11 protein-coding genes and 1 pseudogene are annotated in these 12,853 nt (G+C 73.5%); 6 read left to right on the top strand and 6 right to left on the bottom strand.

Features of this window, described 5'->3' with window-relative positions; all coding sequences use genetic code 11:
- Positions 1–48: 48 nt before the first annotated feature.
- Together JFN87_RS27845 and JFN87_RS27840 are read right to left on the bottom strand one after the other, a co-directional pair.
- A complete protein-coding gene (locus tag JFN87_RS27845) occupies positions 49–1,410 on the bottom strand; it encodes a polysialyltransferase family glycosyltransferase (protein ID WP_209344351.1) in 1,362 nt (453 codons plus the stop codon).
- Positions 1,407–2,387, bottom strand: coding sequence for a glycosyltransferase family 2 protein (locus tag JFN87_RS27840; protein WP_209344348.1), 981 nt, complete (start codon positions 2,385–2,387; stop codon positions 1,407–1,409). The genes JFN87_RS27845 and JFN87_RS27840 overlap by 4 nt, the downstream gene beginning before the upstream one ends.
- Before the next feature lie 186 nt (positions 2,388–2,573).
- Here JFN87_RS27840 and JFN87_RS27835 point away from each other — a divergent pair, with 186 nt between their 5' ends.
- From JFN87_RS27835 to JFN87_RS27815, 5 genes are all read left to right on the top strand, one after another.
- Entirely contained in the window at positions 2,574–4,040 is a 1,467-nt protein-coding gene (locus JFN87_RS27835) for a DUF6716 putative glycosyltransferase (RefSeq protein WP_245182088.1), read from the top strand.
- 50 nt (positions 4,041–4,090) lie between these two features.
- Entirely contained in the window at positions 4,091–5,344 is a 1,254-nt protein-coding gene (locus JFN87_RS27830; protein ID WP_209344344.1) for an acylneuraminate cytidylyltransferase, read from the top strand.
- A 9-nt stretch (positions 5,345–5,353) separates the two neighbouring features.
- Complete coding sequence (locus tag JFN87_RS27825; protein WP_209344343.1) at positions 5,354–6,280, top strand: N-acetylneuraminate synthase family protein; 927 nt, start codon at positions 5,354–5,356, stop codon at positions 6,278–6,280.
- An 11-nt stretch (positions 6,281–6,291) separates the two neighbouring features.
- Complete coding sequence (locus tag JFN87_RS27820) at positions 6,292–7,398, top strand: hypothetical protein (protein ID WP_245182087.1); 1,107 nt, start codon at positions 6,292–6,294, stop codon at positions 7,396–7,398.
- A gap of 95 nt (positions 7,399–7,493) precedes the next feature.
- Complete coding sequence (locus JFN87_RS27815) at positions 7,494–8,174, top strand: sulfotransferase family protein (protein WP_209344341.1); 681 nt, start codon at positions 7,494–7,496, stop codon at positions 8,172–8,174.
- 81 nt (positions 8,175–8,255) lie between these two features.
- Here the strand turns inward: JFN87_RS27815 and JFN87_RS27810 are convergent, their stop codons facing one another.
- Together JFN87_RS27810 and JFN87_RS27805 are read right to left on the bottom strand one after the other, a co-directional pair.
- The gene (locus tag JFN87_RS27810; protein ID WP_209344339.1) at positions 8,256–8,417 is read right to left on the bottom strand and encodes a hypothetical protein; all 162 of its coding nucleotides are present in this window, start codon (positions 8,415–8,417) and stop codon (positions 8,256–8,258) included.
- Between the two features lie 29 nt (positions 8,418–8,446).
- Entirely contained in the window at positions 8,447–9,043 is a 597-nt protein-coding gene (locus JFN87_RS27805) for a TetR/AcrR family transcriptional regulator (protein WP_209344338.1), read from the bottom strand.
- Between the two features lie 174 nt (positions 9,044–9,217).
- Between JFN87_RS27805 and JFN87_RS27800 the strand changes: the two genes are divergently transcribed.
- Complete coding sequence (locus JFN87_RS27800) at positions 9,218–10,240, top strand: aldo/keto reductase (protein WP_209344336.1); 1,023 nt, start codon at positions 9,218–9,220, stop codon at positions 10,238–10,240.
- Between the two features lie 110 nt (positions 10,241–10,350).
- Here the strand turns inward: JFN87_RS27800 and JFN87_RS27795 are convergent, their stop codons facing one another.
- Positions 10,351–11,949 (bottom strand): acyl-CoA mutase large subunit family protein, encoded by a 1,599-nt coding sequence (locus tag JFN87_RS27795; protein ID WP_209344334.1) that lies wholly within the window; start codon positions 11,947–11,949, stop codon positions 10,351–10,353.
- A 338-nt stretch (positions 11,950–12,287) separates the two neighbouring features.
- Positions 12,288–12,853, bottom strand: a pseudogene (locus JFN87_RS27790) (hypothetical protein); the annotation flags it as partial.

Here is a 12,853-nt window from a genome sequence, read left to right as displayed (position 1 = left end):
CGCCAGGCCCCGCGAGCGCCCCGCGCGCGGGCGTCACCCCGCGCGCGCTCACCCGCGCCCCTCCCCCGTCGCCGCCCTTCTCAGCGACCGCACCCGCCGCACCACCCCCCGCACCCGCGCGTCGCGCGGGATGAACGCCAGCCGCGCGGGCAGCCCTCCCGGCAGGTCGAGCACGGTGAGGCGGCGCCGCTTGAAGTAGGCGAGCGTGTGCGGTGTTTGGTGCCCGCGCAGGTAGGCCTCCGCGCGCTCGCGAAGGTCGGGGTTGACCTTCGGCTGCATCGCGAACCCGACGGCCGCCAGGAGTTCCTGGAGCCCGTACGCCGCCGGGTCGAGTCGCTGCGCGGCGACCGCCGCGCGGTCGGCGACATCCGGCAGCAGCTCGTGGCAGATCGTCACGGGCACGCGGTTGCTGTTCTCGTACGGTGTGAGCCGGTCGAGCAGCAGCTCCGTGCCGACGCGCGCGACGGGCAGCCCGTAGAGCGACGCGGCCGTGAACAGCGCCGTCGAGAAGCAGCCGACGACGAGGCCGGGGCGCAGCCGCTGGTAGAGCACCTCCGCGATCAAAGGGTCGTCGACGACGGCCAGTTGAACGCCGAGCCGTCGCGCCTCCTCCTCCATGCGGTACGAGAAGCGCGCGGGTGCTGTCGGGTGCGGCTTGAAGACGGCGCTGCGGTGGCCGAGTGCGTGGGCACCGCGCACCATCCGCACGTGCAACTCCTCCTCCTCGTCCGCGGTGAGGATGGAGAGGGCGGAGAGGTACTGGCCGAGCAGCAGTGCGGGGCGGTCGTCCGAGTCGGGCTGTGGCACAGGGAGTTCGGGCGCGTCCTCGGCGGTCTGCGCGAGCACCTTCAGGAACGCCTCGTTCGGCACGACCGTCGGCTCCGCGCCGAACTCCCGCAGCAGCATGGGCCGCAGGCCCGGTACGAGGTCGAGGTGGAGCACGCGCCGGATGCGAGTGCCGATGAGCGGCGGGATCTTGTTGCGGGTGGGGCCGTAGCTCATCAGCCCGTCCGCGTAGAGGTCGATGGGTGCGCCGGTGAAGATGTCGGTGATCGCCAGTGCGGGCACCACCTGGATGGACTCGGCGACGAGGTGGACGGGGTCGTCCCCCAGGTTCCACAGCAGTCTCAGGTGGCGTTCCCACATCGGGACGTCATCGGGCCGCGGCGACCACGAGCCGGGGTGGAAGGGGTGGATGGCCTCGTTCCACGACAGCACGTCGTCGAAGCGGTCGCGCAGCCGGCCGAAGCCGGACATCTCGTCGAGCGCGGGCGTGGCCTCCGGGTTGGCGGCGTTGTTCGACACCAGCAGGATGGTTCGACCGGCGGGCTCGAAGCACCCGGCGTCCAGGGCGGCGGCCAGTGTGGCGGCGCCGTAGAGGGTGGACGCGAGGAGGATGCGGGTGGTCACGCGGCCACCTCCGTGGCGGCCTGGCGGCGGCGCAGTTTGGTGAGCCGGGCGGCGCGCCTGTGGTCGAGCCCTGCCAGGGTGGCATCGAGGACGTCCTGCGGCATGCGGCGCAGCGCCGCGGCGCTCATCGCCTTGAGCTGCTTTGCGACGGCCGGTTCGAACTGGTCGATCCTGCCGAGGTGGTGGGTGATGATCGCGCAGTACGTGCGGACGGCCTTCGGCATCAGCCGGTCCGCTTCCGGGTCCTCGGCGGTCTCGCGCAGGAGCAGGTCGAACGCGGCGACGAAGTCGAGTTGGCGTGTGTCGCCGATCTGGGTGAGCGACGACTGGACGCCGCGGCGGTAGTAGTAGCCGAGGTGACCCACGGCCGCGCACGATGTGGCGCCGCGGTGCAGCCGCCAGATCCAAGGCCGGTCCTCGGCGGTGTGCAGGCCGTCGGGGAACGTCATGAGGCCCGCGTCGAGCAGCCGCCGGTGGAACACACCGGCCCAGGAGTACGGGTAGTCCACCGATGTGGAGCGCGTGTCGGGGAGTATCAGGTCGCGTGGGCGCAGCACCGTGCCCCGCGGGCCGATGGGCACGCGGTAGACGGTGCGCGCCCTGGCGGTGCAGCGGACCTGGTCGGTGCGGATGAAGTCGACGCCGAGCCGCTCGATCTCGTTGACCAGCGCGGGGAGGTAGTCGCGCGCCAGCCAGTCGTCGCCGTCGAGGAAGGTCAGGTACTCCCCTGTCGCCGCGCGCAGCCCGGTGTTGCGTGCGGTGCCGATGCTGCTGTTCCTCTCGTGCCGGATCTGGCGCACCTCGCAGCGCAGCAGGGGCGCGAACGCGGCCACGACGTCGGGAGTGCCGTCGGTGGAGCAGTCGTCGACGAACACGACCTCGTCGTCCTCGCGGACGTTGGCGCGCAGGCTGCGCAGGGCTTCGGTGATGAACGGCCGCACGTTGTAGTACGGCACGATGACGGAGAGCTTGACCACCCGCCGGACGCTAGGTGGCGCCCCGGCTCGGCCCGCGAACGCCCGGCCGACGGCGGGTGAACGGCGTGTGACGAAATCCCCCCGCCCACGGCGAACCTGCCGCGGTGCGGCCCCACGCGGGTGGCCCGCGAGCCGCCTGCGGGCCGCCCGCCCCAGGCGTAGACGCGCTGTTAACCCGTTGTTGCCATGGAGTTGGGCCGCTGCCCGGCGCGGCTTCCTAACGTCCTCGGCGTGCACTCAGCTACCAGTCAAGCGGTACGGGTCGCCGTGCTCGCGGACTCCGACACACGGTGGAAGTGGGGCGCGCTGACCGCGCGCCGCGTCGTCCCCGAAGGCCGCGCCGTCGAGCTCAGCGGCTTCCTGCTGCGCGGCCGCGCCACGCCCACCGCTCGCCAGCTCGCGGAGGTGGACGCGGCGGCCGACGCGGTACGCGAGGTCACCGGCGCGGAGTTCCTGCGGGCGCTCGCGACCGGGCCCGCCGGCGTCGAGCCCGGAGACGTCGAACAGGCCGGGTACGAAGGCGGGTACGACCTGGTCGTCCTCGCGCTCGTCGGCGGCGGTGTGCAGGCCATGCTGCACGGCATCGCCGCGCTCGGCCTCGGCCGGCGGCCCGTCGTGGTGACCGGCTATGTCGGCGTCGTCTACGAGAAGCTCGCCGACGGGCTGCTGCTGCGGCACGGCGCCGACGTCGTCCTCGCCAACTCCCGCCACGACGCCCAGCGTTTCCGTGCCGTGTACGAGGGCGTCGGCGCGGACGCGGCCGGCGTCACGCGGGCCGCGCTGCCATTCCTCGGCGGCGCGCGCTACGAGCGCGAGGAGGGCCGCGACACCGTGGTGTTCGCGGCGCAGCCGTCCGTGCCCGCCACCCGCGCCGACCGCGCGTACCTGCTGGGCCGCCTGGTGGACCACGCCCGCCTGCACCCGCGCCGCGAGGTGCTGCTCAAGCTGCGCAGCCGGGTCGGCGAACACACCACGCACGTCGAGGAGTTCCCCTACCAGCGGCTCGCGGAGCGCACGGCGGGCGGCCTGCCGCCCAACTTCCGCCTGGTGTACGGCAACATGGGCGAGGTTCTGGACCGCACTGACCTGCTCGTCACGGTCTCGTCCACGGCCGCGCTCGAAGCGCTGCACCGCCGCATCCCCACCGCCGTCCTCACGGACCTGGGCATCCGCGAGCCCCTCGGCAACCACCACTTCGTCGGCTCGGGCTGCCTGGCCTCCTGGGACCAACTCGACGCAGGACTGCGGCCGAAGGCCGACCCCGTCTGGGCCGACAGGTCGGGCGTGGCCGCAGTGGGCGCCGGGGACGCCGTTGACGCCGTTGACGCCGTTGACGCCACGACGGGAGCCGGCTCGTACGCCGCCGCGTTCGACGAGGCGCGCGCCCGCGTCGCGGCACTGCTCGACGGGCCCGCGCTCGCGCCGCCCGCCCCCTACTACACCCGCACCACGGCACCCGGTTATCTGCCGCAACTACTCGCGCGGTACCACCTCGACCCGGACGGCAGGCCGCTAGCGGCGGCCGCGTCCCGCGACGACGCCTCCGGCCTGCGCCGGGCCGTGCGTCAGGCCGTGCGCGACGCGGCACGCGGCGCGTACCGGCACGGCGTGCAGCGCGTCGCGCCCGTCATCCGGCGGATGGGCGAGCTGTGACGGGCCCGGGCCGTGTCCGACAGACCCCGGCCGCGCACCAAGGAGAAGCCATGACCGTCCTCGCCGTGATCCCCGCCCGCGGCGGGTCCAAGGGCGTGCCCGCGAAGAACCTCGCCAGGGTCGGCGGCGTGCCGCTGGTCGTGCGCGCGGTACGGGCCTGCCGGGCGTCCCGCGAGGTGACCGACGTCGTCGTGTCCACCGACGACCCGGCGATCGCGGACGCGGCGCGCGCGGCGGGCGCCGAGGTCGTGACACGTCCCGCCGCGATCGCGGGCGACACCGCGACGAGCGAGGCGGCCGTGGCGCATGCGATGGACGCCTTCGAGGCCGTGCGTGCAAGGGCAGTTGACGTGGTGCTGCTCGTGCAGTGCACCAGCCCCTTCCTCACCGCCGCCGACGTGGACGGCGTGGCGGCCGCGATCACCGCGGGCGGCGCTGACACCGCGCTGACCGTCGCGCCGACGCACGGCTTCGTCTGGCGCGAGGCCGGGGCGGCCGAGGCCGGGGCGACCGAGGCCGGGAGCGCCAAGACCGCCGACGGCTACGGCGTCAACCACGACAAGGCGCACCGGCCGCGCCGCCAGGACAGGCCCCGGGAGTACCTGGAGACCGGCGCCGCGTACGCGATGCGCGCCGACGGCTTCCGCGCGGCGGGCCACCGGTTCTTCGGCCGTACGCAGCTGGTGGTGACCGACCCCGCGCGCGTCCTGGAGATCGACGAGCCGCAGGACCTCGCCCGCGCACGCGCGCTCGCGCCGCTGCTCGACCCGGCGGCGCTGCCCGCGTACGGCGACGTCGACGCGGTCGTGCTCGACTTCGACGGCACGCAGACCGACGACCGCGTCCTCATCGACTCGGACGGCCGCGAGATGGTCGCCGTGCACCGCGGCGACGGGCTCGGCGTGGCGGCGCTGCGCCGCGCGGGGCTCGCCCTGCTGGTGCTCTCCACGGAGCGCAACCCCGTCGTCGCCGCCCGCGCGAACAAGCTCGGTGTGCCGGTGCTGCACGGCATCGACCGCAAGGACGCCGCGCTCAAGCAGTGGTGCGACGAGCACGGTGTGGCACCCGAGCGCGTGCTCTACGTCGGCAACGACGTGAACGACCTGCCGTGCTTCGACCTCGTGGGCTGGCCCGTGGCCGTGGCGAGCGCCCACGACGCCGTGCGCGCCGCCGCCCGCGCCGTCACCGCGACACCGGGCGGCGAGGGGGCGATCCGCGAGATCGCCGGCTGGCTGCTCGGCCCCGGGCTGCACGCCCCGTCCCCCGTTCCTACCTTCCACCCCCACAACACCGCTTACATCTAAGGACAGTTCATGAACAGCGACGCCTCCTCCCGCCTGCGCACGTTCGGTTCGCGCACGGCAGGCCCCGGCCGGCCCGTCTACATCACGGGCGAGATCGGCATCAACCACAACGGCGACCTGGACAACGCGATCGCGCTGATCGACGTGGCCGCCGAAGCCGGCTGCGACGCCGTCAAGTTCCAGAAGCGCACCCCGGAGATCTGCACGCCGCGCGACCAGTGGGACATCGAGCGCGACACCCCCTGGGGCCGGATGACGTACATCGACTACCGCCACCGCGTGGAGTTCGGCGAGGACGAGTACCGCGCCATCGACGAGCACTGCGCGAAGCGGGGCATCGCCTGGTTCGCGTCCCCGTGGGACACCGAGGCCGTCGCCTTCCTGGAGAAGTTCGACTCGCTCCCCGCCCACAAGGTCGCGTCCGCCTGCCTGACCGACGACGAGCTGCTGCGCTCGCTGCGCGCCACCGGGCGCACGGTCGTGCTGTCCAGCGGCATGTCGACGCCGAAGCAGATCCGGCACGCCGTCGAGGTGCTCGGCAGCGAGAACATCCTGCTCTGCCACGCCACGTCGACGTACCCGGCGAAGGCGGAGGAGCTGAACCTGCGGGTCATCGACACGCTCAGGGCCGAGTTCCCGAACGTGCCGATCGGCTACAGCGGCCACGAGACGGGCCTTCAGACCACGCTCGCGGCCGTCGCGCTCGGCGCGGCGTTCGTCGAGCGCCACATCACCCTCGACCGCGCCATGTGGGGCTCCGACCAGGCCGCCTCCGTCGAGCCGCAGGGCCTCGCGCGCCTGGTGCGCGACATCCGCACCATCGAGGCGTCGCTCGGCGACGGTGTGAAGCAGGTCTACGCGTCGGAGCTCGGCCCGATGAAGAAGCTGCGCCGCGTCTCCGGCGTGGTGGCCGACGCCGAGTCGGCGCGGGTCTGACGGCGCCGGCCATGCCATCTCCGAGCGGGGAACGAGCACCGCGCCGCGGCGAGGAACGCGCGCGCCGCGCGCCGCGCGACGAACGGGCGGTCGCCTTCGTGGAGAGTCCCGTCCAGCTGCTGAATGTGCTGGAGTGGGCGGACCTGCCGGCGGCGCGGGACGCGTACGAGCTGACCGTGGTCGTCCTGTCGCCCACCGACCCGATGTCCCGCGGCCAGCTGCGCCGCATGGCCGAGCTGGCCAGGGACGCGGGGTTCACGGTCCGCTGGCAGGAGGCCAGGGGCGGGGCGGGCGCCCCGCTCAAGGCGGTGCGCGAACTGGCGCCGCTGCTGCACAGGTCGGGCCGGATCGTGATCGGCGACCCCTTCTCGCGCTACGTGCAGCTGCTGCTGACGCTCGTCAAGGGTAAGCGGCTGACCGTGGTGGACGACGGTACGGCGACGATGGAGTTCGTCGGCCAGCTCGCGCGCGGGGAGCGCCTGGTGCGCTGGCACCGGCGCGGCGGCGCGCGCGGGCCGCGCGAACTGGTGCTCGCGCCCGTCACCGCGGCGGCCCGCCGCAGGCTCACGCCGACGGCGGCACGCTCGGTCGAGGTGTTCACCGCGATGCCGGTCCATGAGGTGCCCGAGGGCATCGAGGTGACGGAGAACCGCTTCGCTTGGACGCGCGGCGCGTTCGGCCCACCGCGGATCATCGACGGCGCCGACCTGGTCGGCACGTCGCTGGTGGAGACGGGCGTGCTCGACGAGTCCCAGTACGCCGGGGCGGTGCGGGCCCTGGCCCGCGAGCACGGGGCGCTGCGGTACTTCGCGCACCGCCGCGAGAGCCCGGACAAGCTGCGCGCGCTGCACGCGGCGACGGGCCTGGAGATCGTCCGCCCCGACCTGCCCCTCGAGGTGATCGCGCGCAGGGGCCCGATCGGCGCGACGATCGTGAGCTTCCCGTCCACGGTCGTCCACACGCTGCCCGCGGCCCTCGCCGGCACGGGCGTGCGCGTCGCGGTCTGCGACATCGCCCCCGAGTGGCTCACGTCCCACGCGTCGCCGCGCGCCCAGGGGTTCCTGTCGGGCGTGACGGACGCCGCGAAGGACGTCCACAGGTTGGTGACGCCCGCGTAGATCATCGGCCGCCGGCTGATCATCGGACCGGCGGGCCGGGTAGGTTCCCGGCACGCGCGGAGACGCCGCGCGGGTCGAGGAGGAGGACGCCGGGCATGGTGGACGTCATCGGAGCCGGTTACGGCCGTACGGGCACGCTCTCGCTGCGGACGGCGCTGGAGAGGCTGGGCTTCGCCCCCTGCTACCACATGGTCGAGGTGCTGAGGGACCCCGACCAGCTGCCCCGCTGGAGCCGCGCGCTCGCGTCGGATCCTGTGGACATAGCGGGGGTACTCGACGGGTACCGGGCCTCCGTCGACTTCCCCACCAGCATGTTCTGGCGCGAGCAGCTCGCGGCCTGGCCGGACGCGAAGGTCGTGCTGACCGTACGCGACCCGCACCGCTGGTACGCCTCCGCGAAGGAGACGATCTTCTCCATGAACCGGCCGGACGTGGACCATCCGGACCCGGAGATCAGGGAGTTGCGCCGCTTCATGGGCCAGGAGCTGATGCCACGCGTCATGGACGTCGGCGCGGACCGCCCGCTGAACGAGCTGGACGAGGAGGAGGCGGTCGCCGCGTTCGAACGCCATGTGGCGGACGTCCGGGCGAGCGTCCCGCAGGACCGGCTCCTCGTCTTCGAGGTGAAGGAGGGCTGGGAGCCGCTGTGCGCGTTCCTGGGCGTGCCCGTGCCGGACGAGGAGTTCCCGCGCGTCAACGAGGCGGCCGGATTCCGCCAGGTCGCGGAGGCCGCCTTCGCGGAACGGGCCCGCGCCCTGGCCGCCCGACGCGGGTAGGCGCGGCGCTTCGGGGCGGGCCCGCCCCTCGCGGGCCCGCCCCTCGCGGGCCCGCCCCTCCGCTCCTCAGCCCCGCCGCACTCAGCCCGGGGGCCGCAGGGCGGCCGGGACGATCAGGGTCCCGGTCGCCCTGCCGGCACTGTCCAGGAGCCGGCCCATGCGTTTCGGCGTGCGCAGGTTGATCGCGTTCTCGCGCACCCTGAGCTCGGGCAGGCGCGCGCCGAAGAGCTGCTCGATGTGCACGCTGGACCGTCTCGCGGCGCAGGGGCCGCTCAGCCCGTAAGCGGCCTGAGCAGGCCCGCCGTGAGGAGGCCGACCATGCGGCGGGCGTCGAAGTCGGGGTCGTCCTCGATGCCGACGCACAGGTTGCCCGCGCCGCGCATGAGTTCGTAGGCGCTGATGTCGGTGCGGATCTCGCCCGCCGCCTCCGCCGCTTCGAGTAGCTGGGCGCAGACCGGCAGGAGGCGGTCGAGGAAGTACTCGTGCAGTCCTTCGAAGCCGGGGTTGCCCGACCGCATGACCCCGGCGAGGCCGTGCTTGGTGACGAGGAAGTCGACGAAGAGGTCCGTCCACCGCGTCAGCGCCGCGTGCGGCGCCAGGCCGCTCGCGAGCAGGGCGGGCCCGGCCTCGGCGCAGGCCTCCACCTGGTGCCGGTAGACGGCGATGATCAGGTCGGCGCGCGTCGGGAAGTGGCGGTAGATCGTGCCCATCCCGACGCCGGCCTCGGCCGCGATGTCGCGTACCGGCGCCTCCACGCCCGAGGCGACGAAGACGCGCGCGGCGGCGTCGAGCAGGGTCTGCTCGTTGCGCCGCGCGTCCGCGCGCTTGCGCGGCGCCGGCCGCCCGGCCCGTCCGTCGGTTTCGGCCATCACGCCGCTCCCTTCCCGTCTCCTCGGCTGCCCGCTTGCGAAGCGGAACGCCGCTCCGTATGCTCTCCAGTGTTAACGGAACGCCGCTCCGCTTGGTCGTCATGATGCCACAGCGGCCGGCGGGCGACCACGCCGCCGCGACCCCGGCGGCTCTCCGCGATGGAGGAACACATCATGCAGTACCGCACACTCGGCCGCACCGGCGTGCAGGTCAGCTCCCTCGTACTGGGCGCGATGAACTTCGGCGCCATCGGGCGCACCACCCAACAGGACGCGACCGCGATCGTCGATGCCGCCCTGGAGGGTGGCATCAACCTCATCGACACCGCCGACATGTACGGCGCCGGCGAGTCCGAGGAGATGGTCGGCAGGGCCATCAAGGGCAGGCGCGAGGACATCGTCCTCGCCACCAAGGCGAACATGCCGATGGGCGACGAGCGCAACCACCGGGGCAGCTCGCGTCGCTGGCTGGTCACCGAGCTCGACAACTCCCTGCGCCGCCTCGGGGTCGACCACGTCGACCTGTACCAGATCCACCGGTGGGACCCCACGACCAGCGACGAGGAGACGCTGTCGGCGCTGACCGACCTGCAGCGCGCGGGCAAGATCCGCTACTTCGGCTCGTCGACCTTCCCCGCACACCGCGTCGTGCAGGCCCAGTGGGCCGCCAGGGAGCACCGCCTGCGCCCCTACGTGACCGAGCAGCCCAGCTACTCGATCCTGCAGCGCGGAATCGAGGCACACGTCCTGCCCGTCACCGAGGAGTACGGGCTCGGCGTGCTGGCCTGGTCGCCGCTGGCCGGTGGCTGGCTCTCCGGGGCGATCCGCGAGGGCCGGCCCTTCGACACCAACCGCTCGTCGCTCCTGCCGGAACGCTACGACATGACCATGCCCGCCAACCGCGCCCGGCTCGACGCCGTCGAGCGGCTGGCCAAGATAGCCGAAGGGGCCGGCTTGACGCTGATCCAGCTCGCGCTCGGCTTCGTGACCGCGCACCCCGCCGTGACCAGCGCCATCATCGGCCCGCGCACGGTGGACCACCTGCGCTCGCAGCTCGCCGCCGCGGACACGGTGCTGCCGGCCGACGTGCTGGACGCGATCGACGAGGTCGTCGCGCCCGGGGTCGACCTCGCCGCGCACGAGAAGTTCGACACGCCGCCGTCGCTGCTCGACCCGTCGCTGCGCCGCCGCCGCTGACGGGCCGGGCGGGGCCCGGATCGGGCCGCCCGGCCCGGGCCGCCCGCCGCAGAACGCAGCCGCTCAGAACGCGTCCGGGGCAAGACGCGTCCGGGGCAAGACGCGTCCGCTCAGAACGCGTCCGCCGGGACGTACGTGCCCCACACCTCGCGCAGCGCGTCGCAGACCTCACCCACCGTGGCGCGCGCCTTGAGCGCCGTCTTCATGGGGTACAGGACGTTGTCCTCGCCCGCCGCCGCCTTGCGCAGCTCGTCGAGGGCCGCGTCCACCGCGGGCTGGTCGCGCTCCGCGCGCAGCGCCGCGAGGCGGGCCGCCTGCTGGGCCTCGATCGCCGGGTCGACGCGCAGGGGCTCGTAGGGCTCCTCCGCGTCGAGCTGGTAGCGGTTGACGCCGACGACGACGCGCTCGCCGCTGTCGGTCTCCTGCGCGATCGTGTACGCGCTGCGCTCGATCTCGCCCTTCTGGAAGCCGCGTTCGATCGCGTCGACCGCGCCGCCGAGGTCCTCGACGCGCTCCATCAGCGCGAGCGCCGCCGTCTCGACGTCGTCGGTCATCCGCTCGACGACGTAGCTGCCCGCGAACGGGTCGACGGTCGCGGTGACGTCCGTCTCGTACGCGAGGACCTGCTGCGTGCGCAGCGCCAGGCGGGCGGACTTGTCCGTCGGCAGCGCGATCGCCTCGTCGAAGGAGTTCGTGTGCAGCGACTGCGTGCCGCCGAGCACCGCAGCGAGCCCCTGCACGGCGACCCGCACCAGGTTCACCTCGGGCTGCTGCGCGGTGAGTTGCACGCCGGCGGTCTGGGTGTGGAAGCGCAGCATCAGCGACTTGGGGTTCTTCGCGCCGAACTCCTCGCGCATGACGCGCGACCAGATCCTGCGCGCCGCGCGGAACTTGGCGACCTCTTCGAGGAACGTCGTACGCGCGACGAAGAAGAACGACAGGCGCGGCGCGAAGTCGTCCACGTCCATGCCCGCGGCGACGGCGGTGCGCACGTACTCGATGCCGTCGGCGAGCGTGAACGCGATCTCCTGCGCGGGCGACGCCCCGGCCTCCGCCATGTGGTAGCCGGAGATGGAGATGGTGTTCCAGCGCGGGATCTCCGCCTTGCAGTACTTGAAGATGTCCGCGATGAGCCGCAGGGACGGCTTCGGCGGGAAGATGTACGTGCCGCGCGCGATGTACTCCTTGAGCACGTCGTTCTGGATCGTGCCGGTCAGCTGCCCCGCCGGCACGCCCTGCTCCTCCGCGACCAGCTGGTACATCAGCAGCAGCAGCGCGGCCGGCGCGTTGATCGTCATCGACGTGGAGACCTTGTCGAGCGGGATGCCGCCGAACAGCACGCGCATGTCGTCGATCGAGTCGATCGCGACGCCGACCTTGCCGACCTCGCCGCCCGCCAGGGGCGCGTCGCTGTCGTGGCCCATCTGGGTGGGCAGGTCGAAGGCGACGGACAGGCCTGTCGTGCCGTTGGCGATCAGCTGCTTGTAGCGCGCGTTGGACTCGGTGGCGGTGCCGAACCCGGCGTACTGCCGCATCGTCCACGGCCGTCCCGTGTACATCGTCGGATAGACGCCGCGGGTGAAGGGGTAGGCGCCGGGCTCGCCGAGCTTCTCCGCCGCGTCCCAGCCGGCCAGGTCGCCGGGCCCGTAGACCGGTGCCACGGGGAACCCGCTCTCGGTCACTCGTCCGCTGCCGGGCTCGCGCGCCATGTTTCCTGCCTCCCCTGGGGGCTGTCGCCGTGTGACTTCGCTTCGGCGGACTGTAGCCGCGCGGGTGCGGCCGGTGGAGGCCCACACGCTGGGACGTTGCTCACAGCCGCGCCGACGCTTCGAAGTTCGGCGGTGAGGGAAGAGACGGCGCGGACGGGACCGGGGGAACGTGCCCCGTCCGCGCCTGTGCGCTGAGCCGAGGGTACGGGGGGAACCCCCGGCTCTGTGCGCTGCCGATGACCAGTCGGCTCACTCTCTACTGCGCCAAGGCGCCGGAAAACGTCACACCCTCCACGCTGTGCACGTCCGATGCCAGGTCAGGAGGGTCAGGAGGGCCGTCAGGGGGACGTCGGGCCGTCTGTGACGCCCGGGTCCGAGGGGAGCAGCTCGCGCGGCAGGACGCGGTGCGCCGAAGGCGAGGACGCGGGCGCGGGCGAGGACGTGGCCGACGAGGACGGGGCCGGGGGCTCGCTCTGGTGCCCGTTGGGCTGCCTGGGGCTGCCGCCCGGTTCCGGCGAGGTGGTCGGTGAGGTGGACGGGGAAGAGCTGCCACCGCCGTTGGGGCCGTACCCGCCACCGGGCGGCAGGTAGCCGCCACCGCCCTGGCCCTCGCCCTGGCCGCCACCTTCGCCGCTTCCGTCGCCGCCCGAGCCGTCGCCGCCCGAGCCGGACCCGCTGCCGCCACTGCCCCCGTCGCCGAGGAGCGAGTCGCAGAACGCCAGGGCGCCCGCCCGGCCCTTCATCACGCGCAGCAACTCCGTCCGCCGCACCCCGTCGAGCGTGCCGGCGCGCAGGTCCTGGCAGGCGCGGACGGCCGCCGTGTACCAGGCGGACGGGGTGACGCCCGCGCCCGGCGTCGGCGGGGCGCCGCGTGAGGCGCGCGGGGGCGCCTCGGCCCCCGGGC

Source organism: Streptomyces montanisoli (assembly GCF_017813245.1).
Classification (GTDB): Bacteria; Actinomycetota; Actinomycetes; order Streptomycetales; family Streptomycetaceae; genus Streptomyces; species Streptomyces montanisoli.
This window is presented reverse-complemented; position numbering and strand designations above follow the sequence as displayed.

Coding starts and splice junctions, on each gene's coding strand:
- JFN87_RS27835 (WP_245182088.1), top strand. CDS start 2,574: ATGGAGTTGGGCCGCTGCCCGGCGCGGCTTCCTAACGTCCTCGGCGTG.
- JFN87_RS27830 (WP_209344344.1), top strand. CDS start 4,091: ATGACCGTCCTCGCCGTGATCCCCGCCCGCGGCGGGTCCAAGGGCGTG.
- JFN87_RS27825 (WP_209344343.1), top strand. CDS start 5,354: ATGAACAGCGACGCCTCCTCCCGCCTGCGCACGTTCGGTTCGCGCACG.
- JFN87_RS27820 (WP_245182087.1), top strand. CDS start 6,292: ATGCCATCTCCGAGCGGGGAACGAGCACCGCGCCGCGGCGAGGAACGC.
- JFN87_RS27815 (WP_209344341.1), top strand. CDS start 7,494: ATGGTGGACGTCATCGGAGCCGGTTACGGCCGTACGGGCACGCTCTCG.
- JFN87_RS27805 (WP_209344338.1), bottom strand. CDS start 9,043: ATGGCCGAAACCGACGGACGGGCCGGGCGGCCGGCGCCGCGCAAGCGC.
- JFN87_RS27800 (WP_209344336.1), top strand. CDS start 9,218: ATGCAGTACCGCACACTCGGCCGCACCGGCGTGCAGGTCAGCTCCCTC.
- JFN87_RS27795 (WP_209344334.1), bottom strand. CDS start 11,949: ATGGCGCGCGAGCCCGGCAGCGGACGAGTGACCGAGAGCGGGTTCCCC.